The sequence below is a fragment of the Solidesulfovibrio magneticus RS-1 genome, assembly GCF_000010665.1.
Taxonomy (GTDB): domain Bacteria; phylum Desulfobacterota; class Desulfovibrionia; order Desulfovibrionales; family Desulfovibrionaceae; genus Solidesulfovibrio; species Solidesulfovibrio magneticus.
The window spans coordinates 2,277,040-2,302,394 of the sequence record NC_012796.1; the positions used below are offsets into that span (position 1 = coordinate 2,277,040).

Annotated in this window: 21 protein-coding genes; 14 read left to right on the forward strand and 7 right to left on the reverse strand. The window is 66.3% G+C overall.

All coding sequences use genetic code 11. From position 1 onward, the window contains the following. Window positions 1-353: 353 nt before the first annotated feature. Window positions 354-2,831, reverse strand: a complete 2,478-nt coding sequence (locus tag DMR_RS09550) for a glycosyltransferase (protein ID WP_043600409.1) — start codon at window positions 2,829-2,831, stop codon at window positions 354-356. Between the two features lie 171 nt (window positions 2,832-3,002). On the opposite strand from DMR_RS09550, the gene DMR_RS09555 reads away from it, so the two are divergent. The 7 genes from DMR_RS09555 (at window position 3,003) to DMR_RS09585 (ending at window position 10,545) form a co-directional block, all read left to right on the forward strand. After that, entirely contained in the window at window positions 3,003-3,200 is a 198-nt protein-coding gene (locus DMR_RS09555; protein ID WP_015860704.1) for a hypothetical protein, read from the forward strand. 41 nt (window positions 3,201-3,241) lie between these two features. Beyond that, window positions 3,242-5,548, forward strand: coding sequence for a GGDEF domain-containing protein (locus tag DMR_RS09560; RefSeq protein WP_015860705.1), 2,307 nt, complete (start codon window positions 3,242-3,244; stop codon window positions 5,546-5,548). A gap of 140 nt (window positions 5,549-5,688) precedes the next feature. Continuing rightward, the gene (pstB, locus tag DMR_RS09565) at window positions 5,689-6,450 is read left to right on the forward strand and encodes a phosphate ABC transporter ATP-binding protein PstB (protein WP_015860706.1); all 762 of its coding nucleotides are present in this window, start codon (window positions 5,689-5,691) and stop codon (window positions 6,448-6,450) included. A 62-nt stretch (window positions 6,451-6,512) separates the two neighbouring features. Next, window positions 6,513-7,178: a phosphate signaling complex protein PhoU gene (gene phoU, locus DMR_RS09570; RefSeq protein ID WP_015860707.1), complete on the forward strand. Its 666-nt coding sequence runs from the start codon at window positions 6,513-6,515 to the stop codon at window positions 7,176-7,178. A gap of 29 nt (window positions 7,179-7,207) precedes the next feature. After that, window positions 7,208-8,266 (forward strand): HprK-related kinase B, encoded by a 1,059-nt coding sequence (locus DMR_RS09575; protein WP_043600414.1) that lies wholly within the window; start codon window positions 7,208-7,210, stop codon window positions 8,264-8,266. Then, on the forward strand, window positions 8,263-9,522 hold the full coding sequence (locus DMR_RS09580; protein ID WP_148208400.1) for a GAK system CofD-like protein: 1,260 nt from the start codon (window positions 8,263-8,265) through the stop codon (window positions 9,520-9,522). The genes DMR_RS09575 and DMR_RS09580 overlap by 4 nt, the downstream gene beginning before the upstream one ends. Window positions 9,523-9,609: 87 nt before the next feature. Beyond that, window positions 9,610-10,545 (forward strand): magnesium transporter CorA family protein, encoded by a 936-nt coding sequence (locus tag DMR_RS09585; RefSeq protein ID WP_015860710.1) that lies wholly within the window; start codon window positions 9,610-9,612, stop codon window positions 10,543-10,545. Window positions 10,546-10,767: 222 nt separating this feature from the next. On the opposite strand, the gene DMR_RS09590 is transcribed toward DMR_RS09585, so the two are convergent. Then, a complete protein-coding gene (locus DMR_RS09590) occupies window positions 10,768-11,175 on the reverse strand; it encodes a bacteriohemerythrin (RefSeq protein WP_015860711.1) in 408 nt (135 codons plus the stop codon). A gap of 320 nt (window positions 11,176-11,495) precedes the next feature. Between DMR_RS09590 and DMR_RS09595 the strand changes: the two genes are divergently transcribed. Further along, window positions 11,496-12,338, forward strand: a complete 843-nt coding sequence (locus tag DMR_RS09595; RefSeq protein WP_043600418.1) for a L,D-transpeptidase family protein — start codon at window positions 11,496-11,498, stop codon at window positions 12,336-12,338. A gap of 388 nt (window positions 12,339-12,726) precedes the next feature. Here the strand turns inward: DMR_RS09595 and DMR_RS09600 are convergent, their stop codons facing one another. From DMR_RS09600 to DMR_RS09615, 4 genes are all read right to left on the reverse strand, one after another. After that, window positions 12,727-13,545: a tetratricopeptide repeat protein gene (locus DMR_RS09600; RefSeq protein ID WP_015860713.1), complete on the reverse strand. Its 819-nt coding sequence runs from the start codon at window positions 13,543-13,545 to the stop codon at window positions 12,727-12,729. A 27-nt stretch (window positions 13,546-13,572) separates the two neighbouring features. Further along, complete coding sequence (carA, locus tag DMR_RS09605) at window positions 13,573-14,700, reverse strand: glutamine-hydrolyzing carbamoyl-phosphate synthase small subunit (protein ID WP_015860714.1); 1,128 nt, start codon at window positions 14,698-14,700, stop codon at window positions 13,573-13,575. A 108-nt stretch (window positions 14,701-14,808) separates the two neighbouring features. Then, entirely contained in the window at window positions 14,809-15,723 is a 915-nt protein-coding gene (locus DMR_RS09610; RefSeq protein WP_015860715.1) for a D-alanine--D-alanine ligase family protein, read from the reverse strand. After that, window positions 15,686-16,345: an HDIG domain-containing metalloprotein gene (locus tag DMR_RS09615; protein WP_015860716.1), complete on the reverse strand. Its 660-nt coding sequence runs from the start codon at window positions 16,343-16,345 to the stop codon at window positions 15,686-15,688. Before DMR_RS09615 ends, DMR_RS09610 begins: the two co-directional genes overlap by 38 nt. A 119-nt stretch (window positions 16,346-16,464) precedes the next feature. On the opposite strand from DMR_RS09615, the gene DMR_RS09620 reads away from it, so the two are divergent. From DMR_RS09620 to DMR_RS09645, 6 genes are all read left to right on the forward strand, one after another. Then, window positions 16,465-16,824 (forward strand): hypothetical protein, encoded by a 360-nt coding sequence (locus DMR_RS09620; RefSeq protein ID WP_015860717.1) that lies wholly within the window; start codon window positions 16,465-16,467, stop codon window positions 16,822-16,824. Between the two features lie 96 nt (window positions 16,825-16,920). After that, on the forward strand, window positions 16,921-17,148 hold the full coding sequence (locus DMR_RS09625; RefSeq protein WP_015860718.1) for a HypC/HybG/HupF family hydrogenase formation chaperone: 228 nt from the start codon (window positions 16,921-16,923) through the stop codon (window positions 17,146-17,148). Next, the gene (hypD, locus tag DMR_RS09630; RefSeq protein WP_015860719.1) at window positions 17,135-18,226 is read left to right on the forward strand and encodes a hydrogenase formation protein HypD; all 1,092 of its coding nucleotides are present in this window, start codon (window positions 17,135-17,137) and stop codon (window positions 18,224-18,226) included. The genes DMR_RS09625 and hypD overlap by 14 nt, the downstream gene beginning before the upstream one ends. 107 nt (window positions 18,227-18,333) lie before the next feature. Then, window positions 18,334-19,335, forward strand: coding sequence for a hydrogenase expression/formation protein HypE (hypE, locus tag DMR_RS09635; protein ID WP_043600419.1), 1,002 nt, complete (start codon window positions 18,334-18,336; stop codon window positions 19,333-19,335). 92 nt (window positions 19,336-19,427) lie between these two features. Then, window positions 19,428-20,216 (forward strand): 4-hydroxy-tetrahydrodipicolinate reductase, encoded by a 789-nt coding sequence (dapB, locus tag DMR_RS09640; RefSeq protein ID WP_015860721.1) that lies wholly within the window; start codon window positions 19,428-19,430, stop codon window positions 20,214-20,216. A gap of 177 nt (window positions 20,217-20,393) precedes the next feature. Continuing rightward, window positions 20,394-24,812, forward strand: coding sequence for a DEAD/DEAH box helicase (locus tag DMR_RS09645; RefSeq protein WP_015860722.1), 4,419 nt, complete (start codon window positions 20,394-20,396; stop codon window positions 24,810-24,812). On the opposite strand, the gene DMR_RS24905 is transcribed toward DMR_RS09645, so the two are convergent. Continuing rightward, a complete protein-coding gene (locus DMR_RS24905) occupies window positions 24,784-25,251 on the reverse strand; it encodes a hypothetical protein (RefSeq protein WP_052278983.1) in 468 nt (155 codons plus the stop codon). The two genes, DMR_RS09645 and DMR_RS24905, sit on opposite strands and share 29 nt — an antisense overlap. Between the last annotated feature and the right edge of the window lie 104 nt (window positions 25,252-25,355).

The following is a 25,355-nucleotide window of genomic DNA, read 5'->3' on the forward strand; positions in this document are numbered from 1 at the left end:
ACAAAGCGCCCCCATGGCGCGGTTGGCCGCAAGCGTCCTGTGTTTCCGGGGCGTCACATACGGAGGGCTGATCCTGGGACATGGCGACTCGCTTCGTTTCTGAACCACAAAAGCGTGACAACAATACCGCATACGATGGGTTTAATACAATGGCTAATTTCTCTCGACAACGCGGCGTTCCTGTCCTGTCGGAGAGGCTTGGGCGGGAGTTTCGGGAGGCCTGCAGCGACCACGGAAGGCGGGAAACCGCGTTGTCTGCCTCCGTTTGCCAGGGGGCATGTCCTGGCTGACAAAAGGCCCCGACCGGAGCACTTCCGGTCGGGGCCTCTTGGCGGCGCGGGGCTCAAGCGTCGTCAGGCGGCGTGCACCAGGCGTTGCATGGCCTTGGCCAGGGCCGGCTCCAGGGGGACGCTGGGCGTCGGCGCGCCCGGCGCGTCCTCGTACATTTTCCAATAGTCCTCAAATGCCTGGTCGATGGTGCGCTTTTCGGCGTAGTCCCGGCCGGCCCGGCCCATGGCCCGCATGAGTTCGGGATCGGCGATCAAGCCGGCCATGGCCGCATAGAGCGCCTCGGCGTCGCCGGCCGGAACCACCACGCCGGTTTCGCCGGGCACGATGTTTTCCATGGGGCCGCCCTGGTTGGTGACGATGATCGGCAGGCCCGAGGCCTGGGCTTCCAGGACCACGTTGCCGAAAGTGTCGGTGGCGCTGGGAAAGACGAACAGGTCGCAGGCGGCGAAAAGCCCGGCTAGCTCCTCGCCCTCACGGTAGCCGGTGAAGACCGTGGGCGTGCTGGCAAGCTGCGCGCGCAGTTCGTCGAGATAGGGGCCGTCGCCCACGATACACAGCGTGGCCTCGGGGTGCTGGCCCACGAGGCGGCGGAAGGCCGCGGCCAGCAGATGCAGGTCCTTTTCCCGGGACACCCGGCCGGCGTAGAGCAGGCGCGGGCCGTGGCCCAGGCCAAAACGCGCCGCGAGATCCTCGTCGCGCTTGGCCGGATCGAAGCGGACCACGTCCACGCCGCGCGGGAAAAGCCGCAGCTTGGCCGGGTCCAGCCCCTTTTCGGCCAGCTCCCGGCCGGTTTCCCTGGAGGGCACGTACACCAGGTCCATCTGATTGTAATACCAGATGATGCACTTCCAGGTGAGGTCTTCCATGGCCTCGTCGCCGGTGAGAATCTGGGCGTATTGGGGCAGGGCCGTGTGGTAGGTGCCGTAGATGGGCAGGCGCAGCGTCTTGGCGATGCACAGGGCGGCCAGGCCGATGGGGCCGGGGGTGGCCGAGTGGATGCGGGTGAAGTTGCCGGCGTAGACGGAGTGGAGCATCTCCAGCAGGGGCGGGTAGTAGAGCTTCTGGTCGGGGTACTCGGCCAGGCTGTAGACGCCGATGGGCGTGAACTGCTGCACGCCCGGCTCGAAAACGCGCGGGCCGTGGTCGCAGGTGTAGATGCTTAAGGATTTTCCGGTTTTGATGGCCAGCTCGGCCTGCTGGCGCAGGGTGCCGGACACGCCGTTTATTTCGTGGAAGGTGTCGGTGAAGTGGGCCACGCGCACGGCGGCGTCCTTGCCGTTTTGTCCGGTGAGCGCCAGCCTGGCCTGGCTGCTGAACTGGCGGTCCTTGGTGAAGATGGAGTAGGCCAGGAAGTATGGGGCGAGCATGGTGTAGAGCGCCCCGGCCGAGCCCAGGGCCCCGAAGATGTCGAAGACGTTGGCTCCGCTGACGTGATCGAGCAGCGAGCCGGCGAAATGGGCGGCCACCCGGTTGGTGGCCCGGTTGACGAAGGAGAACCAGCCGTTTTCCAGGCTGTCGTTGCCAAGGACGCCGGCCCTGGCGAATTCCATGAGCGCCGGGTCGGAGTGGATAAGCGATTCCGTCTCGGAGCGGATCAGTTCCCGAAGCGGGGTGCTGGCGCTCTTGCGGCGGCGGGTCAGTCCCCGGGCCAGCCGGCTTTTGAGGCGAAAGGCCAACCCCACGGCCTCCTGTTCGCCAGGTTCCAGGAACCGGTCCACGACCTTGAGGGTCACGTCCTTGTCCAGGAACCGATCGATACCGAAGCGGTGTTTATAATACTGGTAGGCGATGCTGTAGAGGTTGCGGGCCATGGTGCGCGGCGTGCTCGACGCTCCCCGGGCGACAGAGGCCCCGTTTTCCAGGCCGTCGAGGAATTCGGCCAGGTTTTCGGCGCCCTCCACCTCGGTGTAGGTGGAGGCGATGGTGAGCGCACTGTGGTCGTCGGAACCGCCGATCAGGTTCTTGCGCCATGGCTGGGCATAGCCGGGGTCGATGCCGTGCTTGTCGGCCAGCCGCCAGATGGTGTCGGCGTCGAGGTTAGGGATGATGTCGCGCAGGCAGTCGTTTTGCCAGGCGTCGCGCGCGCCGTTGATCTCGAAATTGCGGAACAGCAGCAGGAGCTTTTCAAAATTGGCCACGGTCATGCGGTCGTTGACCCCGAAAAGCGGGTGGGCCACGGCGTGGTGGATGCCTTCCTGGCGCAGGTAATCGACCAGCTCGTGGATGTTTTCGCGCAGGCGCTGCATCTCCCGGTGCATGGCCTCGGTGATGTCAAAGACCAGCACATGGACCTTGCAGCGGTCGTCGGGGAAATAGGACGTCACTTCCTCGCTGACGAAGGTTCCGGGCAGATGGGCGATGGATAGCACCCCTTCGATGCGGTTGTGATCGGAGATGGTTACAAGCCCCATGCCCTTGCGCCGGGCTTCCTCGTAGATACGCATCGGTTCGGTGAAGCTCTCGGGACAGTTGAGCTTTTGCAGCACCCACTGGGACGGGCGGGTGGAGAATTTGGAGTGCACGTGCAGGTCGATTTTCATGACGGCTCCTTGGGGCACGGGGCAACGCCGGCTCGCGTCGCCGTTTGCGGCTTGTAGCGCCGCCCGCGTGGCGGTCGGATTGCGGTTGGCCGCAGTTTTGTTGACGTCGGCCGGGCTATTGTCACGGAAATGTCGCTTGTCGCGGCCGTCTGCCTGTCCCATGGTGCATCCATGGAACCACGGCGGGAACCGTCTGGAATAGGCGAAGCCGAACGGCGCGATTTCGTGCGCCAGGGCCGTGAGGTGCTGTTGTCCCTGGGGCAGCGGGATCTGGCCCGTCGCTACGGTCTGCTCGCGGCCGGGGCCTCCTCGCGGGAGGAACTGGCGGAATTGCTCCTGTCGATGCTTCAGTCCCGCCACGCCGGATAGGCGGTCCTCGCCTGTCCCGGCCCCGGCTCAGGGGAGTCCCCATGGAATGGAACAATGACCATCCGCCCTACGTCAAAGGGGCGTTGCGCTCCCGTCCGGGACCTTTGGGGTCCGGTCCGGACGACGGGCCGGGCCTGTGCGACGGCCTTTTGGCCGCTGACGGGGAAATGGGCCTGGTGACGGCGGCCATCGCCGATTTCGCCAGCCTTCTGCCCGAGATTGATCTGGAAACCGGTTGCGAGATTTTGCGCCTGTTGGCCGAGGGTGTGCGGGAAGGCTTTGCCCGCCATTTTCCAGGCTGCCGGGCGCTGCGGTTTCAGGAAACCGGGGTCGCCTCCCAGACCTGTGTTTTTGCCCAGGGGCCAGGCTGCCGCGAGCCCGGCGCGGTTCTCGGGTTCTTCGCCGCCTTCCGGGCCGCCCTGGCCGGGCCGTTGTCCGAGCGTCTCACGCGCCTGGCCGGCCGCCGGTTGGTCGTGGAGGTCGGCTACGCCCGCCTGGACGCCGCCGCCGGAGCCGGGCCGCGCCAGCTGTTGCGGGCCTTGTGCCAGGCCCAGTGCCTGGGCAAGCACGGCTTTGACGACGAACGGCGCCGTCTGCACCAGGCCTTTGAGCGCCTCATTGCCGCCCGGGAATGCGACGTGCGCTACCAGCCCCTGGTCGATCTGGCCGGCGGCGGGGTGCTGGGCTGGGAAGCCTCGCTTCGGGGCGAAGCCGACGGCCCTTTCGCCGCCGTCGGCCAGCTCTGGGCCTTTGCCGCCACCTGCGGCGAGGAAGCGGGGCTGGACCGGCTTTTCCGGGAACTGGCCCTGTCCCGCCTGGGGCTGCTTGGCGACCGTCAAAAGCTCTTTTTGCCCATCCGCCATGCCAGCCTCGACGATCCGGCTTTTGCCGCGCCCAGGCTCGCCGCCGATTTGGAGCGCCTGGGCCTGTCCCCGGCCGACGTGGTGCTGTGCGTTTCCGAGAAAAACGTCCTGGGCGACCTGTCCTGCCTGTTTGAACGCCTGGAACCCCACCGGGCCGCCGGGTTTGCCCTGGCCGCCGACGACGTGGGCGGCGGGGCGTCCAACCTGCTGCTGCTTTCCCGGGCCCGGCCCGACTGGATCAAGACCTGTCCGGGCCTGGCCGAGGCCGTGGAAGCCAATCCCTTTAAGCGGGTGATGCTCGAAACCCTGGCGCTTTTGTCGGAAAAAATCGGCGCGCGTCTGGCCGTGGCCGGCATCGCCTCGGAACTGGCCCTGTCCACGGTGGCCTCCATGGGCGTTCATGCCGCCCTGGGGCCGCATTTCGGCCAGCCGGCCTGTCCCAAGCTGGAGCAGGTGGCCGAATTGCCGCCCAAGGCGAACTTCGACATCCTGGGCGGCGGCGGCTGGCAATCCTCGGCCCCCATTGGCAATCTGGCCGAGGCCTGCCTCACCGTGGCCGAGGACACTACCGTGGACGAGGTGCGCGGGCTCTTGGCCGACCGGCCGCCCATGACCAACGTGGTGGTGGCCGCCGCCGGCCGGCCGGTGGGCATTCTCATGAACTACCATCTGGATCGCCGGCTCAGCTCCCGTTACGGCAATTCCCTTTTTGGCCACAAATCCGTCACCCGCATCATGAACCCCAAGCCCCTTGTCGCCGAGGCCGCCCAGGCCGTGGAAGCCGTGGCCCGGCAGGCCATGAACCGCGACCCGGCCATGGTCTATGACGATATCGTGGTGGTGGACGGGACCGGGCTTTTAGTCGGCACGGTCTCGGTGCAAAAGATGCTCGACTCCCTGGCCCAGGTGCAGGTGGAGCTGGCCAAGGGGCTTAATCCCTTGTCCGGCCTGCCCGGCAACATGGCCATCGAACTGGAAGTGGGGCGTCGGGCCAAGCTCGGCGGGCCGGCCAGCTGCGTCTACGTCGATCTCGACAATTTCAAGGTCTACAACGACGCTTACGGTTTTTCCAACGGCGACAAGGTGATTCTGCTCACGGCCAGGGTGCTGGCCGAAGCTCTGCGCGGCCGGCCGGACTGTTTTCTGGGCCACGTGGGGGGCGACGATTTCGTGTGCATCACCCCGCGAGAAGAGGCCGAAGGCCTGTGCCAGCGGGCCATCGAGGCCTTTGCCGGGGCCATCGGCGACCACTACAGCCCCGAAGACCGCCGACGCGGAGCCATCGCCGGCAAGTCCCGCGACGGCGCGCCCGGGATGTTCCCCCTGGTGTCGCTGTCCATGGGCATCGTGGACTGCGCTTTCGAGATACCTTTCAGCGCCGAGGAGTTCAGCCAGCGGGTGGCGGAAGTCAAGAAATTCGCCAAGACCCGGGCCGGCAACTCCTACGTGCGCGACCGCCGCGCTCCCCTTGGCGCGCGGGTTTGAACCGTTTCGTCACGCAGGCGGCCTTTGTCACCGGTTTGCCATAAAGCCATGGCCTGTTCGTCATGGGCGGCGGGCATACCGGATCAGGCCGGGCGCGATGCCGCCCCGGCCGGCACAAACGCCCAAGGACGGCTCGCCCCATGCAACACAGCGTCAAAATGGCCGCGGTGGACCTCGACTTCTACTACGGTCGGTTCAAGGCTCTTGAGAGCATCAATCTGGAAATCCCCGAGCGCCGGGTCACAGCGCTCATTGGCCCGTCCGGCTGCGGCAAATCGACCTTTTTGCGGTGCCTCAATCGCATGAACGACCTCATCGCCGGCACGCGCACCGAAGGCGCGGTGCTCCTCGACGGGGTCAAGGTCAATGTGCCCAGCCTCGACGTGGTGGAGCTGCGGCGCAAGGTGGGCATGGTCTTTCAAAAGCCCAACCCCTTCCCCAAGACCATTTTCGAGAATGTGGCTTATGGCCTTCGCGTCGGCGGCGTGACCGATCGCAACTACATTTCGAGCCAGGTGGAAAAGAGCCTGGTCGCGGCCGGGCTTTTCACCGAAGTCAAGGACCGGCTTCATGATTCGGCCCTGGGCCTTTCCGGCGGCCAGCAGCAGCGGTTGTGCATTGCCCGGGCCGTGGCCCTGGAGCCGGAAGTGCTGCTCATGGACGAGCCGGCCTCGGCCTTGGACCCCATTGCCACCCAGAAGATCGAGGAGCTCATTGCCGAGCTCAAGCGCAACTACACCATCGCCATCGTCACCCACAGCATGCAGCAGGCGGCTCGGGTCTCGGACCTCACCGCCTTTTTCTACATGGGCAAGCTCGTGGAAGTCGGCCCTACCGAAGCCATTTTCACCCGTCCGGCCAATCAGCAGACCGAAGACTACGTGACCGGCCGTTTCGGCTGATGCCGCAGGCGCGCCATAGGTCGCCCCGCCAGAAACAACGCCAAGCCTTCGGGAGCCATTTCATGGAAAGCAGAGCCCATTTTCACGCCGAACTCGATGCCCTCAAGGGCCGTGTCATCGCCCTTTCCGTGCTGGTCGAAACGGCCCGCCAGGGCGCGGTGGCCGCCTATCGCCAAAACGACCAGACCTTGGCCCGCCAGATCATCGAAGGCGACAAGGCCATCAACCAGCAGGCCTGCGACATCGACGAGGCCTGCCTCAAGCTGTTGGCCCTGGAGCAGCCGGTCGCCCTGGACTTGCGCCGCATCGTCGGCTACGCCCGGGCCGTCATCAACCTCGAACGCCTGGGCGATGAAGCCGTCAACATCGCCGAGGGCGCGTTGGTCGGGGCCGGGCTTCCGGGCGACTGCGACGGCGCGCTCATGGAGCTTTCCGACCATGTGGCCGGCATGTTGGCCCTGGCCTCGCGGTCCTTTGTCGAGGATGACGTGGACGCGGCCATGGACGTCTGCCGTCTGGACGAGCGGGCCAGGGAACTGGCCGTGGCCGCCATGCGCTGCATCACCGAGGCGCTTTCGCGCTGCCAGGCCGCGCCCGAGGACGGGGTGCGGGCCATTCTCGCCTGCCGCAGTTTCGAGCGTATGGCCGGACACGCCGCCAACCTCGGCGAGATCCTGGTCTTTATCGTCAAGGGCGTCATCCTGAGCCAGAAATGCCAGCCCCGCTAGTCTCGGCCCGTCCTTTGGAGCCTTTGCCCATGACGGCCGCCTGCGCCGACGTCATCGCCGCCAGCCGCGCTACCGTGCCCCATGTCGTGGACGTCATGCCGGGCGGAACGCGGCTTCGCGTACAGACCAACAGTTTGCCCCTGGCCCAAGCCCTGAGCCGCCATTTCGCCGCCTTTCCGGGCGACGGCGGCCAGCCCGATCTGGTTGTCAAGGCCGTGGACGGCCCCAGCCCAGAGCTTGACCTGACCTTTGTCCCCCACGAGTCCGAGGGCGGCAAGGAAGAGTATGCCGATCTGCCCGACGGCCGCCTGGTGCGCAAGCGCCGTACCGGGCTGCTGCTCGTCTTCGGTGCGGCCGGCAACTGGATTTTCGGCCCCTGTGCCGCCTGGCCCCAGCAAGTGATCAACGCCGTCAACGCCCGGCTGGCCGATCGGGAACTGGCCCGGGGCGCGGCGCTGCTCCATGCCGCCGCCGTGGCTCGGGGAGAGGCCGCCCTGGCCCTGGCCGGGCTGGCCGGCGCGGGCAAGACCACCCTGGCTTTGGAACTGGTGCGGCGCGGCGCGGATTTCGTCACCAACGACCGCTTGTTCGTTACCTCCGAACCCAACGGCTTCGGGTGTTGCGGCGTAGCCCGGCCGCCCCGGGTCAACCCCGGAACGATCCTGGGCAACGACCGCCTGCATGGGCTTCTTGACCCGGCCGAGCGGGCCGCTTATGCCGCCTTGCCGCCTGATGCGCTATGGGGGCTTGAATCCAAACATGACGCCCCCATTGAGACGTGTTTCGGGCCGGGGCGGGTGCGCCTTCGGGCCGGGCTTCACGCCCTGATCGTGCTGTGCTGGAAACGCGGCGGCGGCCCCGTGGACGCGCGCTGGACCACGTTGGCAGCCGCGCCCGAACTGGTCCCGGCCATCACCAAGGACCTAGGCGTGCTGTTTCTGGCCGGTCCGCGCCCGGCCGATCCGGCCGCCTATCTCGCCGCCCTGGGAGAACTGCCGGTGCTGGCGCTCTTAGGCGGCACGGACGTTTCCCACGCGGCCCAGTTGTGCCAGGACATCCTCTGGCGCGCCGACGAAGGTCGGCCATGACGACATTGCCTGTACCGAGCCTCGACGCTATTGAAGGAACCGACGTGCCAGACGCCAAGCCATCGCCCCGGGCGCGCATCGCCCGCACCGTGCGCCTGCCCGATCCGTCCCGGGCGGCGCTTTTCCGCCGCGCTCCGGAACTGGGACCGCGCGTGCTCTTTTTCAGCGGCGGCACGGCGCTTCGCGACCTCAGTACCACGCTGATTGAATACACCGCCAATTCCATCCACTTGATCACGCCCTTTGATTCCGGCGGTTCCTCGGCCGTGCTGCGCAAGGCCTTCGGGATGCCGGCCGTGGGCGATCTGCGAAACCGCATCATGGCCCTGGCCGACCGCAGCATCACCGGCAATCCGGCCGTGTTCGAGCTTTTTGCCCACCGCCTGCCCAAGGACGCGCCCCAGGACGAACTGGCGGCTAAGCTCGTACGGATCATGAACGGCGAAGACCCGCTCATCCGCCGGGTGCCCGATCCCCTGCGCAAGATCATCCGCACCCATCTGCGCTTTTTCAACGAACGCCGTCCCAAGGATTTCGACCTGCGCGGGGCCAGCATCGGCAACTGCATCCTGGCCGGCGGCTATTTCAACTACAACCGGATGCTCGACCCGGTCATCTACCTCTTTATGCAGCTGGTCGAGGCCCGGGGCGTGGTGCGGCCCATCGTCAACGCCGACCTGCACCTGGCCTGCCGCCTGGCCGACGGTCGGGTGCTCATTGGTCAGCACAACATGACCGGCAAGGAAGCCGCGCCCATCGACGCGCCCATCGAGTCCCTGTGGCTGACCGCCAGCCTCGACGACCCGACCCCGGCCAGCGTGCGCATCCGCGACAAGACCGACAAGCTCATCCGTCAGGCCGAGGTCATCTGCTTTCCCTACGGCAGCTTCTATTCGAGCCTCATGGCCAACCTGCTCCCCCAGGGCGTGGGCGACGCCGTGGCCGCCGCCGATTGTCCCAAGGTCTACATCCCCAATCTCGGGCACGATCCCGAACAGCAGGGCCTGACCGTGGCCGACCAGACGCGCCGGCTCCTGGACGCCCTGGAAGCCGGCTGCGCCAAGGCCTGCCGCCGCGAGGACCTGCTGCGCTTCGTCTTCGTGGACAGCCGGGGAGGGCGCTACGACGGCGGCCTGGACATCCCGGCCATCCGCCGCCTGGGCGTGGAAGTGGTGGACGTGCCGCTGGCCCGGTCCGACGATTCCGGCCAGGCCGACAGCCGCAAGGTGGCCGAGCTGCTCGTTTCCCTGGCCTGATCCCAAAGCTTCCGCAGTGTGGCGGAGCGCATTCCCATGGACGATGCCGCCCCTGTCCCTGTTTCTTGATTCCAAGGAGTCCGCATCATGATGCAGTGTTTCATCGGCGAGGCCGGCAAGCCGCAGATCGTCGACAGCGTGACGCGGAAATGCTGGATTCACATGGTCGATCCGAGCGAGGACGAGATCCAGTACATCGTCCGGGAACTCGGCGTGCCGCTGGATTTCCTGACCGATCCCCTGGACGTGGACGAACGGTCGCGCATTGAGCAGGAGGACGGCGTGCTGCTGCTGGTGCTGCGCGTGCCGGTGCGCCACGACGAGACCTCGGGCGGCGTGCCCTTCGCCACCGTTGCCCAGGGCGTCATCGTCGCCGGGGATCATGTGGTGACGGTGTCCAAGGTGGAAAACGAGCTGACGCGCCATTTCGTCGATGGCCTGGCCAAGCAGTGCACCCCGGAGCGGCCCGGCCGGTTCGTCATTCAGCTCTTGCAGCGAAACGCGCTGCAGTTCCTGGCCGATCTGCGGGAGATCAACCGCCTGACCAATCTCATCGAGCAGGAGTTGCACAAGTCCTCGCGAAACGAGGAGCTCATTGGCCTCGTCAACATCGAAAAAAGCCTCGTCTACTTCATCACCTCGCTGCAATCCAACAACCTCATTATGAAGACGCTCTTGCGACGAAAAATCATCGCCCTGGACGAGGACGAGCGGGACCTGCTCGAAGACGCGCTCATTGAAAACAAGCAGGCCATCAGCATGACCAAGATCTACACCGATATTTTAAGCGGCCTCATGGACGCTTTTGCTTCCATCGTTTCCAATAATTTGAACGTCACCATGAAGTTTTTGACCTGCTTCACCATCATTCTCATGATCCCCAACATCCTGGCCGGCCTGTTTGGCATGAACGTCAAGCTGCCGCTGCAGGACGAACCTCAGGCCTTTGTCTACATCGTCCTGGCCTCGTTGGCCTTTGCTTTTGCTCTGAGCGCGGTTTTCGTCAAGAAACGCTGGTTCTGACGCGCCCCTTTACCGGACGAAACACGGCCCCGGTTCGCGGCAGCGAACCGGGGCCGTGTTATTGTGAACAGACTGCGGCTGCTTCGGCCTTGATCGACGGCTTCTTGCCTTCTGCGCCGAGCAGAGCGTCAATCTGCGCCCGTCCCCTTGAACCCCCTTCTTTCATTGCAGGGGTCCGGGGGGATCATCCCCCCGGCCGCCGGAGGCATTTCTTCCCTCCCGCTACCCGGACATGGCCTGAACGCGCACGAATTCGCCAAGCGCCTTGTCTTCCTGGGTGATGTGGCTGATGAACCACTCCTTGAGAAAGACCAGGATGTCGGCCAGCATTTGTTCGCTGACCACGCCGAATTCCTTTTCGATCTCGAAAAAGATGACATGGTTGGCGAAGAGTTCATGCTGCTGGCGGTGGGCGTCGAGTTCGGGGTAGCCAAGATCAAGCATGAGTTCGGTTTCGAGGTCGAAGTGGTCGTGGAGATAGGCGCGCAAAAAGGCCAGGGCCTTGGCGGCGTCGGCTTCCTCGGCCTGTCCCTGTCTGGCGGCCAGATCATTGATGAGGCGGATGATGGCTTGGTGCTGTTCGTCGATTTCCGTCACGCCCACGGCCAAAGATTCGTCCCATGCGATCATGTGTTTTCTCCAAAGCCTGGGGCCAATGGGGCGCGGCCGGCCCCGGTCTGACCCGGACGGGGTGATGTGAATCAGGGTACGGCAAAAAACCCCGATTCTTTCAGCTTTGCGCCCGTTGCGTGCGGGGCTTTTGCGGGGGATTGCGCCAACATATTCAACTGTCTATGCACCATGCCATAGCCAGGGAACATGTCAAGACGACGCGAATCACCAGAACGTGGATTCGCCCAACGACATTTTCCGAAATGCTTCCCATAAAGCCTTACGGTGAGTTAGACTCAGCGTGTCATGCCGTTTTGACCTCTTACTTGGAGATGGCCATGGTTCGCTCGTTTAGGCTTTTGCTGCTCGGTCTCCTGTTGCTCGTTTGTCTGCCTGCCTGCCGCACGGCCGGCCCCACAACCCCGGCGGCCGCCGGGCGCAGCGGCCAAGCTGCGACCATCCAGGCAGGTAAATCGCCCCTGGACGGCTCCCGCCAACTCGTGCTGGTGGTGACCGAAAGCTTTGACGACAATCAAGCCCGTATGCGCCGCTTCGAACGCTCGGGGCCTGGCTCTTGGCGGCCGGTGGGCGACGACGTGGCCGTTACTCTCGGCAAAAACGGCCTGGCCTGGGGCCGGGGGGTGCACGGGCAAACGCCTCTTGGGCCGGGACCGGTCAAGGTGGAGGGCGACGGCCGTTCGCCGGCCGGTGTGTTTGCCTTTGGTACGGCCTTCGCCTACCGCCCCGAAGACCTGTGGCAGCCGGCCAAGATGCCCATGCACCGGGTCACCGACCAGACGGTGTGCGTGGAGAGCATAAGTTCCCGCTGGTACAATCGTATTGTGGACGAAAACACCGTCCCGGCCGTGGATTGGTCCTCGCCCGACCGGATGCTGCGCCCCGACGGCCTGTACCGCTACGGCCTCATGGTGGACCACAATGCGCCGGACACCAAGCCCGGAGCCGGTTCGTGCATTTTCTTCCATCTGTGGCGGCGGCCCGGCGCGCCGACGGTCGGCTGCACGGCCATGAACGAAGCGGCCATGCTGGCCGTGCTGGCCTGGCTGGACGCCTCCAAAAAACCCATTGTCGTGCAACTGCCCCGGACCGAACTGGAACGCCTGGCCCCGAGCTGGGGCGCGTCCGAACTCGTCGTCCTGCGTCTTACGCCCAGGGAATAGCCTGGAAACAAAAAGAAAATTGCTCCGGCAGCCGAGGGGATGATCCCCCCGGCCCCCTGCAATTGGAACAATGCTTCAAAGGGGGGCGGCGTGGATGCGCTCTCTGCCGGCTGGGAAGGTAAAGTAGTCGAGGTTGGCGCTCAAGGCCGGCGGCCGAGAGGCTAAGGCCACCGACACCAAAACGGCAACGGGGGAAGATGGGTTGTGCAGCCTGGGAAAAGCGGCTGCAGCCGAGGCGGTGCTCCCACCTCAGCCAATGGCTCCAGTTAGCGCCCCGACCAAGGTCGTCGCTTTGGTGTGAAAAGACGGCGCGCCGTTTGACGGTGCGCCGTCTTGTCGTTTTGCAAGCCAAAGGAGGGTGGCCGGGCAGATGCCCAGGCTCGCCGGTTCAGGCGGTTTCGGGCTCCTTGCCTTGCTTCTTGAGGGCATAGTTGAGGAGTTTTCTGGCCTCGACGAATTCCGGCGACAGGCGCAGGGCCAGACGTGACGATTTTTCGGCCTTGTCCCAGCGTTCCCAGTCGACATAGAGCCGGCCCAGGTTGAAATAGAGGTTGGGGTCGGACTTGGCGAACTCCGCCGCCCGCATGAAATAGCGTTCAGCGATGTCGTACTTGCGTAGCTTGCGAAGGACAATGGCGATGCGGTTGTAGTGATGGATCTGGTCGGGCGAAAGCTCGATGGCTTCGTCGAGGTAGGAAAACGCTTCTTCGTAGAGTTCGCCGCCGATGAAAAGCTCAGCGATGCGGGCGCGCAGATCGGCGTCATGGGGATGTTCCCGGGCGAGCTTTTCCAGCAGCGCCTTGGCCTCGTCGATGCGCTTTTCCTCGATAAGGAGCTTGCCTTGGGCCAGACCCTCGGCAATGCGCTGTTCCTTGTCGGCGATAATGTCCTTGGCCGCTTCCACAGCCGTGGCTTGCAGTTCGCCAAGGACATTGAAGAGCTGGTCTGCCAGCTCTTTTTCCGCGCCGGGCTTGTAATCGAGGATGAGGGGATAGATGGTGCGCAGATTCCTGTCGCCGTTAAGGTGCAGGACCGCGTCGGTGATAAGCTTGGAAAACTCTTCTTTTTCCGAACGGATAAGCGGCGTTCGCATGACCGCCGCGATGGCTTCGTACAAGGCCGAGACGGCCGGCAGGGGCTTGGCCTGCTTGAGGAACGTCCCGACCTTGTTGATCTGGGCCCGAGCTTTGGTCAGTTCACCTGACATGCTACCCCGGCGCTGTGGCGCCCGTGCTTATTTGCCCGTTTCCTTGCGCACCAGATTGCGGAAGCGGCTGAAGAAATACCGGCTGTCATGGGGACCCGGCGCCGCCTCAGGGTGGTACTGAATGGCGATGACGGGTTTCTTCTTGTGGGCAAAGCCCTCAAGGGTGTTGTCGTTTAAATTGACGTGAGTCAACTCTACGTCGGACAGGCTCTCGATGTCCACGCAAAAACCGTGGTTTTGCGAGGATATCTCGATACGGCCGGTCTGGAGATCCTTGACCGGATGGTTAAGCCCGTGGTGGCCAAACTTGAGCTTGAAGGTGCGCCCGCCAAGGGCCAGACCCAGGAGCTGATGGCCCAGGCAGATGCCGGCCAGGGGGTATTCGTTGACCAGAAGCGACGTGGTATGGACCAGATCGGTCAGGGCCGCCGGGTCGCCCGGGCCGGGGGAGAGAAAGACCGCGTCGGGGCCGAGCTTGCGCACCTGTTCGGCCGTGGTGGTGTAGGGCACCACCAGCATGTCGAAGCCCTGGGCGGTCAGAAGCCGCAGGATGTTCCACTTGATGCCCATGTCGAAGACCACCAGCCTGGGGCCGGTTCCGGGCCAGGCGTAGGTCCCGTCCACGATCTTGGCCGGCTCCATGGCCGTGCCGGACCAGGTGAACGGCGCGTCGCAGCAGACCCGGTCGGCCAGGCCCAGGCCTTCCATGGACGGCAGGCCCTTGGCCAGCCCGACCACGCGTTGGGGATCGGACACGTCGGTGGAAATGTAGCCCCGCATGGCTCCATGCAGGCGCAGGTGACGGGTCAGCGCCCGGGTGTCGATGCCTTCGATGCCCGTGATACCCTGGCTGGTCAGGTATTCGGGCAGGGTCATGGTGGAGCGCCAGTTGGAGGGCTCCTTGCAGCATTCCTTGACGATGAAGCCGGCCACGCGGATGTGGGCCGATTCGATGTCCTCGGGGTTGATGCCGTAGTTGCCGACGTGGGGATAGGTCATGCACACCATCTGCCCGGTGTAGGACGGATCGGTGAGGACTTCCTGGTAGCCGGTCATGCCGGTGTTGAAGATGACTTCGCCGCCGGCGCTGCCCTCGCCGGTAAAAGTGTGGCCGTGGAAAAGGGTGCCGTCTTCGAGGGCCAAAATGGCTTTCATGCGTGTCTCCGGACGTGTTCGCTAAGGACCGCAACTTGCGGCCGGCGGCAGGGTATATCGGAAAGGGGCCGGCGTAAAGGGCCGGGCATCCCCGGGTGCAGCGCTCACTTAAGGCCTCTTGGCTTGCTGCGCAAGGCCAAGTTCGATCAGGCGCGCGATAAGATCGGCGAAGCTCAGGCCCGCCGTTGCCGCCGCGCGCGGCAAAAGGCTCGTCGGCGTCATGCCGGGCAGGGTGTTGACCTCCAGGAGCCTCAGGCCCTCCGGGGCCAGGATGAAATCCGCCCGGCTGTAGCCGCAAAGCCCGAGAACCCGGTGGGCGGCCAGACTCAGGCGCGAAAGTTCTTCGGTCACGGCTGGTTCCACTGGGGCCGGGCAGATCTCGTCGGCCGCGTCCGGCTCGTACTTGCTGGCGTAATCAAAAAACTCCCCGGCCTTGGGCCGGATGAGTATGGGCGGCAAGGCTTCGTCGCCCAGGACGGCGCAGGTGAGTTCCGGACCGGAAAGCCCTTCCTCAATCAGCGCGTCGTCGCCGTGGGCAAAGACTTTTTCCAGGGCGGCCGGCAGCTCCTCGGCCCGGCGCACCAGGGTCATGTGGATACTCGATCCGCCGAGGTTGGGCTTGACGAACCAGGGCAGGGGGAAATCCGGGCGCGCGCTCGTGCCGGCGTCGCGGGGCACGAACGTCCAGCGCGGCGTGGGCAGGCAGGCCTCGAGGAAAAGCTGCTTGGAGGCGGCCTTGTTCAGCGCAAGAAACGAACCGGCCGGGCCGCTGCCCTGATAGGGCACGCCGGCGGCGTCCAGAAGCGCCTGGGGCAGTCCGTCCTCGCCCGGCGCGCCGTGGAGGCTGAGAAACACGAAGTCGCAGGCCTTGGCCCGTCGCACAAAGCCGGGGAAATCGTGGGAGAGGTCATAGGGCACGACCTCGTGGCCAAGGGACGTCAGGGCTTTTTCGATCTGGACCGCGCCGGAGAGCGAAACGGCCCGCTCACTCGACCAGCCGCCCGCAACCAAAAGTATTTTCATGGATGTCTATGCCAAGCGTTGCGGCCAGGGCCCGTTCAATGGCTTCGGCCTGTTGGAAGGATTCGCGGATGCGGCCCCGGATGTACTCGGTGGTTCCGTAGCGCACCAGCAGATCCTCAAAGCGCGCTTCCAGGGTCACGATCTGGTTGTGCTTGACCCGTTTGTCGCTATAAATGAGGGCCAGCGGCAAGAAATCGACGGCGAGATCAATCTCGCGCGGCCAGTGGACATGGCACAGCACCCCCTGGGCCAGGGCCGGATTGCCGGTGATCTCCTGCACCCAGGCCGCCCCGAGCTGGCAGTGGTTGCCGCCGTGGCGGATGGTGTAGGTCTTGGCCAGATCGTGGAGCAGAGCGGCCGCCCGCACCGCGGTCACGTCCACGGCCAATCCCGCCGCCCGGGCCAGTTCGGCCAGGGCCGTGGCCAGACAGGCCACCAGTTCGCTGTGGGCTCGGATGTTGGGCAACATGCCGTAGGCGTCCCACAGCAAGCGGCACTGGGCGTCGGTGGGGACGGCATCGACCGGCGGCAACTCGGCCACGAGCGGCAGGGCCACGGCTTCGGTCGGGGGAAAATCCGCCTCGGGAGCGGCAAAAAGAGGCTTGCTGGTGCTGTCGGACATGGAAATGCAGCCGGAAGCGGGCGAAAAAAAACGGTTCGCTCCCGGCCTCGGTTCTGATACCAACCCTGCTTAAAAAAGCAAAGGCCGACGTGAGGCATACGCGCCGGCAGGGAACCATAATGAAGAAATTCCGCATCCGCTACGAGACGAGGCTTCTCTACGGCCTGGAAGGGACCGAGACCGTGGCCGCCTCGAGCAAAGGCCAGGCCATGCTGGCCGTCCAGGCCATGGTCCACCCGGACGAACGTCTCGACGAGCCCTATTTCCACTTCGAGCCCCTGACCATTCGTCAGATCGAGCCCGGCCGGTACGAAGTGGCCTTTCGCACCAAGGTGGAAAAACCCGTGTCCGGCGAAGTGGACGTGGAAGCAACCGACGCCGACAAGGCCGTGTCCAAGGCCCGGCTGGCCGTGCACCAGGAATTCATTCCGCCCAAATGCTTCAGGGCCGTGGCCGTGGAGGAGATCGGCGGCGCCTAGTCCGCCGGCCTTTTGACAAGCGCCGCGCCCATGCGCATATCTTTCGGACGCGCTGGCCAATCCGCCTGCCGCCAACCGCCAGACCCGGAGGTCCTCATGTGCCTTGCCGTTCCCATGGAAATCACCGCCATCCATGACAAGATCGCCGACGTGGAAATCGGCGGCGTCACCCGCCAGGTGCGCCTGGAACTCATCGACGCGGCCCCGGCTGTCGGCGACTACGTCATCGTCCACGCTGGCTTCGCCATCCGTCGCCTGGACCGGGAAGACGCCATCGAGACCATCAAGCTTTTCCAGGAAGGACTCAACCTTGAACTCCTTTGAGGCCTTCAAGGACCCGGCCCTGTGCCGGGCGCTGCTGGAGCGTTTGCAGAAAGAAGCCGACACCCCCTACCGGTTCATGGAAGTCTGCGGCACCCATACCGTTTCCATCTTCCAGTCCGGGCTGCGTAGCCTGCTGCCCCAGACCATCACCCACGTGACCGGCCCGGGCTGCCCGGTCTGCGTCACCCACGAATCCGAAGTGGCTTGTTTCCTGGACTTGGCCACCCGCGACGACATCGTGCTGGCCACCTTCGGCGACCTCATGCGCGTGCCCGGCCCCAAGGGCAAAAACCTCAAGACGGCCCAGGCCGACGGCGCGCGGGTCGAGGTGGTCTATTCGCCCGTGGACGCCCTGGCCGTGGCCGCCGCCAACCCCGGGCGCACCACGATTTTTCTCGGCGTCGGCTTCGAGACCACCGCCCCGGCCGTGGCCGCCACCATCCGGCTGGCCCGGGAGCAGAATCTCAAAAACTTCCGGGTGCTGAGCTTCCACAAGCTGGTGCCGCCGGCCCTGGCCGCTCTGGTCGCCGACCCGGACATCAACATCGACGCGTTTATTCTGCCCGGCCACGTCTCGGCCATCATCGGCGCGGCCCCTTACGGCTTTTTAGCCGAAAAGCACGGGCTGCCGGCTGTGGTCACCGGTTTTGAACCCCTGGACATCCTGTCGGCGCTGCTCGAAATCACGGCCATGCGCGCCTCCGGCCGGCCGGCCGTGGTCAACGCCTACACCCGCGTGGTGGCCCACGACGGCAATCCCGTGGCCCGGGCGGTCATGGACGAGGTGTTCATCCCCGTCGATGCCCTGTGGCGCGGCCTTGGCGTTTTGCCGGGCAGCGGCCTGGACATTCGCGAGGAGTTCGCCGACTTCGACGCTCTGCGCCTGCCCGGAGTCAGCCTGCCCGACGTGCCGCCCTTGGCCGGCTGCCGCTGCGGCGAGGTGCTCAAAGGCAAGAGGGCCCCCAACGAATGCCCGCTTTTCGACAAGGCCTGCACCCCGGCCACGCCCGTGGGGCCATGCATGGTCTCCACCGAAGGCGGCTGCGCCGCTTACCACAAATATCGGTTGGAGTTGTAAGAGGAAGATGAAGATGCCTCCGGCGGCTGGGGGCTTGAGGCCCCCAGACCCCCCATATGGGGAAAAGGGGGTGGAGTATTGGCATCGATCACACACAGGGATGGGGCATGGACAAGGTTTTGCTTGATTACGGCAGCGGCGGCCGGGCTTCGCACCGGTTCGTGGCCGATCTGTTCTTCAAATATCTCGGCAACGACATCCTGGCCCGCATGGACGACGCGGCCGTGCTGTCCCTCACCGGCCCGGTGGCCATGAGCACCGACAGCTTCGTGGTGGACCCGATCTTTTTTCCGGGCGGCGACATCGGTTCCCTGGCCGTCCACGGCACGGTCAACGACGTGGCCATGATGGGCGCGCGTCCGCTGTATCTGACCTGCGGCTTCATCCTGGAAGAAGGTCTGCCCATGGACGATCTGGCGAAAATCGTCGCTTCCATGGGGCAAGCCGCGCGCGACGCCGGGGTGCGCATCGTGGCCGGCGACACCAAGGTGGTGCCCCGGGGCGCGGCGGACAAGATCTTTATCAACACCACCGGCGTGGGCGAAATCATGGTCGATCCGGCTCCCAGCGGCCACCGGGCGGCCGTGGGCGACGTGGTCATCGTCTCGGGTTCCATGGGCGACCACGGGCTGGCCATCCTCTCCACCCGCGAAGGCCTGTCCTTCGAGGCCCCGGTGGTCAGCGACAGCGCCTCCCTGGCCGGCATCGTGGGCAAACTGCTCGCCGCCGTGCCGGGCGTGCATGTGCTGCGCGATCCCACGCGCGGCGGGCTGGCCACCACGCTCAACGAGATCGCCGGCCAGTCCGACGTCGGCATCGAACTGACCCAGGCCGACATTCCGATCCATCCGGCCGTGGCCGGCGGCTGCGCCGTGCTGGGCCTTGATCCGCTCTATCTTGCCAACGAGGGCAAATTTTTGTGTATTGTGCCCGAGGCAAAGGCCCAGGCCGCCCTGGCCACAATCACGGCCGATCCGCTGGGGGCCGGGGCCAAGGTCATCGGCCGGGTGGTTTCCGACCATCCGGGCAAGGTGGCCCTGGTCACGCCCCTGGGCGGCAAGCGGCTGCTGGGGATGCTCGAAGGCGAGCAGCTGCCGCGCATCTGCTAGTAACGCGTTTCTGACGGCACAAAACGAAGCATTTGTTATGCAAGCGGCGTGATACGCGGCGCTGACACCATATAACCGACGGGAGCGCGGACATGAGCGTGTGCGATGTTGTGGTGATGGGGGCTTTGGGGCGCATGGGCGCGACCTTCGTGCGGTTGATCCAGGCCGAACCGGCCACGTTCCGGCTGGTCGGGGCTTTGGAGCGGGCGGGCTGCACCGCCGGGCTGGCCAATTTGCACTGCGAGATCGGCGACGATCTGGCCACGGTGCTGGCCAAATGCCCGGGCGCGGTGGTCATCGACTTCACCTCCCCGGAGAATTCCGTGCATGTGGCCCGGACCGTGGCCGCTTCGGGCAACCCGTGCGTCATCGGCACCACCGGCCTTTCTGCCGAGCAGACCGCCGAACTGGCCGAAGCGGCCAAGAAAACGGCGCTGTTTTTTGCCCCCAACATGAGCGTGGGCCTCAACGTCCTTTTGGCCGTGCTGCCTGATCTGGTGCGCAAGCTCGGCCCGGCCTACAACATGGAAGTGATGGAAATCCACCACGGCAAAAAGGCCGACGCCCCCAGCGGCACGGCCATCAAGCTCGGTCAGTGCCTGGCCGAGGCCCGGGGCCTGGACTACGACACGGTCAAGCGCCACGCCCGCGACGGCATCATCGGCCCGCGCACCAGCGACGAGATCGGCGTCGCCGCCCTTCGTGGCGGCGACGTGGTGGGCGACCACACCGTCTATTTCTTCGGCCCGGGCGAGCGCATCGAAGTGACCCACCGGGTCCATACCCGCGACACCCTGGCCCAGGGCGCGCTGCGGGCCGCCACCTGGATTGTCAAGCAAAAGCCCGGCAAGCTCTACAACATGGCCGACATGCTGGCCTAGCGGGCGGCCGTTTGTTCACCCTATTCGGGGCAAGGCCGCGAAGCTGACGACCAAGCCCGCGTTGTTCCTGCGGGGGCAAAGCGGGCTTGTTGTCTATGCGGGGGGTCCGGGGGCCTCAGGCCCCCGGCGGAGAGGGTAAGGCAGAGGCAGCGCCTCTCCTGGCCGCCGGAGGCAGCGTTGCCGTTTCATCCGCTGACTGTTGAATGGTTTACGGCCCAGGTCGGCCGGCCCACGGACATCCAGTCCCTGGCCTGGCCGCGCATCGCCGCTGGCGAGCATGTGTTGGCCGTGGCCCCTACCGGCTCGGGCAAGACGCTCACCGCCTTTCTGGCCGCCCTGGACGCCTTGGCCTGCGGCCGGTGGCCGGTCGGCCAGACCAGCGTGGTCTATGTTTCGCCGCTAAAAGCCCTTGGCGGCGACATCCGGGCCAACCTGGCCCGGCCGCTTTCGGGCCTTCGCCAGGCCTTCGCCGCCGCCGGCCGGGAGTTTCCCCGCATCCGGGCCGAACTGCGCACCGGCGACACCCCGGCCGATGCCCGGCGGCGCATGTTGCGCCAGCCGCCGGAAATCCTCATCACCACGCCGGAATCCTTGAATCTCCTGCTCAGTTCTAAGGGCGGCCGGGGGATGCTCGGGGCGGTGCGGCTGGTCATCCTGGATGAAGTCCACGCCGTGGCCGGCTCCAAACGGGGGGTGTTTCTCATGGCCGCCGTGGAGCGGCTGGCGCTTTTGGCCGGCGAATTCCAGCGGGTGGCCCTGTCGGCCACGGTATCCCCCTTGGCTGAGGCGGCCCGGTTCGTGGGCGGGCTGGCTCCCGGCCCGGACGGCGTCCTGGCTCCCCGGCCCGTGGCCGTGGTGGAGAGCCGGGCGGCCAAGGTCATGAACGTGCGGGTGGAGTACCCGGACTGGAGTGAGCGCGAAGGCTCCAGGGATTCCTTCCTTGCCATCGTGGCCGGACGCATCCGCCGCCGTATTGCGGCCAACCGCACCACGCTGTGTTTCGTCAACAACCGCAAGCTGTGCGAAAAACTGGCCCGGCTGCTCAACGCCGACCGGGAAACGCCGCTGGCCCACGCCCACCATGGTTCGCTGTCCAAGGAGCTGCGCCTGGCCGTGGAAACTCGCCTCAAGGCCGGCGAGCTCAAGGCCGTGGTGGCTACCCATTCCCTGGAGCTGGGCATCGACATCGGTTCGGTGGACGAGGTCTTGCTCATCGAGTGCCCGCCCACGGTGAGCGCGGCGGTGCAGCGCATTGGCCGCTCCGGGCACGGCGTGGGCGAGGTGAGTCGGGCGGTGTTCTTGCCCACTTCGGAAAAAGATCTGCTGGAAGCGGCGGTCATGGCCCGAGCGGCGGCCGGCCGCGACATCGAACCCCTGCGGCTGGTCGATGCGCCGCTGGATGTCCTGGCCCAGGTGCTGGTAGCTATGCTCGGGGTCGAGACCTGGAACGTGGACGCGCTTTTCGACGCCGTGCGCCGCATCTACGCTTACCGTGACCTTTCCCGGGCCGCTTTCGATCTGACCCTGGGCATGTTGGCCGGGCGCTACGCCGCCACGCGCCTGCGCGAACTCTCCCCCCTTGTCGCCATCGACGCCCTGGACGGCACGGCCAGCGCCCGGGCCGGGGCGCTCTTGCGGCTGTACGCCTCGGGCGGGGTCATCGCCGACCGGGGCTATTACGCCCTGCGCCGCCAGGATTCGGCCACGCGCCTGGGCGAACTCGACGAGGTGTTCGTCTGGGAGGCGCGGCTAGGCCAGGTGTTCGCCTTTGGCGCGCAGAACTGGCGCATCGAGCGCATCACCGACGCTGACGTGTTCGTGTCGCCGGCTCCGGTCGGGGCCGTGCCGGCTCCTTTTTGGCTCGGCGACCCGCGTCAGCGCGACCGCCATTTTTCCGGGCTGGTGGCCGCCTTTTTGGAAGAGGCCAACGCGCGACTGGACGATCCAACCTATGCCGAAGCGCTGGCCACGGAGCATTTTCTGGACCACCAGGCCGCGCAAGCCCTGGTCGGCTACCTGCGCCGCCAAAAAGACGTCACCGGTGCGGCCCTGCCCCATGCCCGCCATCTGCTTATCGAGGTGACGGACACCGGCCCGGGCGGCGCGCCCGGCAATCAGGTAATCCTGCATGCGCCCCTGGGATTGGTCGTCACCGCGCCGCTGGGGTTGGCCCTGGAGGCAGCCCTGGAAGCCAGGCTCGGCCACGCCGTGCCGGTCTATGCCGGCAACGACTGCCTGGCCGTCACCTTGCCCGGCGAGGTCGATCCGCTGGAGGTGTTGGCTGCCGTGCCGTCACGGCAGGCGGCGGCGCTGCTGCGCGACCGGCTGGAAGGTTCCGGCGCGTTCGGAGCTGCCTTTCGCGAGGCGGCCGGCCGGGCGCTGCTGCTGCCCCGCGACGGCTTCGGCAAGCGCCAGCCCCTATGGATCACCCGGCTGCGGGCCAGGAAGCTCCTTTCCGCCGTGGCCGGCTACGGCGATTTCCCCATTGTCCTCGAAGCCTGGCGGACTTGCCTGGTCGATCTCTTCGATCCCCAGGGGCTGGCCGGGTTTCTGGCCGCCGCCCAGTCCGGGGCCATGGCCGTGACCGTAGTCCGCACCCGGACCCAAAGCCCCTTTGCCGCCGACATCGTCTGGCGGCACGTCACCGAATACATGTACTTGACCGACGCCGGCACGGCGGCGGGCCCCACCGGCGCGCGGCCCGATCTGGTGGCCGAGCTGACCCGCCGGCCCGACCGGCCGGCCGTGCCCGAGGCCGTGGCCCAGGCTTTCGAGGCCCGTCGCCAGCGGTTGTATCCGGGCTACGCGCCGGTGAGTGCCGCCGAACTCCTGGAATACGTCAAGGAGCGGGTCGTGGTGCCCGGGGACGAATGGCAGGCCATGCTCGCCGCCATGGAGCGCGACCATGGGCTGGCCCCGGCTGCCCTGGAAGCCGCCCTGACACCCAAGCTGGCCCGCCTCGCCACGCCGCCCCAGCCGGGCATCGTCGCCCTGGAGCGGGCAGCCGAGGCGGCCGAGGCGGTTTACGGCGATGCGGTCCTTGTCCAGCCCTTGGTGGCCAAGGCCAAGCCGCCGCGCCGAGCCAAGGCGGCGTCCGAGGACCAAAGCGCTGTCCGGGAAGGGCTCATTGCCCAATGGCTGAGCTATTACGGGCCGCGATCCCTGGACGATTTGGTGTCGCGTCTGGGCCTGGACTCGGCAATACTTCAAGCGGTACTTGAGGATTTGCAGGCGGCCGGGAACGTGGTCAGCGGCCGCCTCGTGACCGGCCGGGACGAAGCCTTGTGGTGCGACGCGGCCAATTTCGAGACCCTGCTGCGTCTGGCCCGGGCAGCAAGGCGGCCGGCGCTGGCCGCCTTGCCGCCGGAAAAGCTGCCGTATTTCCTGGCCGTCTGGCAGGGCGTGGCCCAACCGGCCAAGGATGCGGCGGCCCTGGCCGAGCGCCTGGAGCGTCTGGCCTGTCTGCCTCTTGCCGCCGCCGCCTGGGAGGCCGACGTCTTGCCGGCCCGCGCCCTGGGCTACGACCCGACCCTGCTCGACGCCGCCCTGGAGGACTCGGGCCTGCGCTGGTTCGGCGCGGGAACCAAGAAGGTGCTTTTTGCCCGCCCTGAAGACCTTGATCTGGCCGGTTTTGCCCGGCGCGCGCCCGATGCCGGGCTGTTTCCCGATCCCCGGGCTTCGTATGATTTTTCGGCGCTGCTCGACATCACCGGCTTGCCGCCCAAGACCCTGGCCGAGCGGTTGTGGCAGGCGGCCTGGAAGGGCGAGGCGTCCTGCCCGGCCTTGTCCGTGTTGCGCCGGGGCGTGGCCAACGACTTCACGGCCGAGGACGCCTATGCGCCGATTCGCTCCGGCTCGTCCCACGGCGGCCCGGTTCGGCGCGGTTTCCGCCGCACGCCGCCCGGGCGTTTCGCCGGTTCGCTGCCGCTGTCCGGCTCCTGGCAAGCGCTTGTCCCGCCGCTGTTGCCGGATGATCCCCTGGCCGTCGAGGAACTGGCCATGGACCGGGCCAGATTGTTGCTCGCCCGCTACGGCGTGGTCTGCCGCGACATGCTGGCCCGGGAGTCCGCCGCCTTGAGCTGGACCGCCGTCTTTCGGGCGCTGCGGCGCATGGAGCTGACCGGCGAGGTCGTGTCCGGCGAATTTTTTACCGGCCTGTCCGGCCCCCAGTTCGCCGATCCCGGAGCCGTGCGCTTGCTTGTCGCCGGCCTTGTCGGTGACGCCCCCTGGTGGATTGCCGGCAACGATCCGGCCGCCGTCTGGGGGTTCGGCCAGGACCCGGCCGCTCTTGCCCTGCCGCGACGCACGGCGGGGGCTTTTGTCGCCTTTGCCGGCCCGCGACCCGTGGCCGTCATTGAAGCCGGCGGCGCGCGCCTGCGTCTGGCCCTTGCCCCGGATGATCCCGGACTGCCGGCGGCGTTATCGCCCCTGGTCCATCTCCTGTGCCGCCGCGTTTCTCCCCTGCCGCGCCTGACCGTGGCGACCATAAACGACGTCCCGGCCGACAAAAGCCCCTACCTCGCGATGTTGCGCAGCCTCTTCGAGGTTGTGGGCGAACGCCGGGGAGTCACTCTGTATCGGTCGCGTTCGTTGTAGCGAGGGGGACAGGAGAAGACGGGGGAGGCCTCCGGCGGCTGGGGGCCTGAGGCCCCCAGACCCCCCAAATGGGAAAGGGGGCGGGCGTTGCTGCCGCAGGGCGCGTCAGAAACGCAGCCAGGCGGGCAGCGGCAGCCTGGGACAGGCGGCTGAGGACGGCCGGTAGGTCGGGACCGGCCAAGGCGGCGGCCAGGGGCGGATGGCCGGCCAGGCGCGGAGCCAGGCTCCAGCCGCCCGGCGCGGCGGGATCAAGGCGGATGTCCTCATAGAAGATGGCAAAGCCGCCGGCTTCGTCGGCCAGGACGCCGTGGAGCAGCTCCAACACGGCGTAGGCAAAATATTTTTCCACATCCGCGCCGTGCCGGCTTTTGGCCAAGGCGGCGGCAAAGGTGGGCCAAAGGGCGGTTTCCAGGCTTTCAAAGGCGTTTTGGGCGGACATGGCGGTGTCTCCGTGGCGAAAAACCGTTGGGTACGGCAGCCCGGCCCCGGGCGCAAGTCCCCTTGCCATCTGGCAAAGCTTTGGCCATGACGGAGATGGTCCGA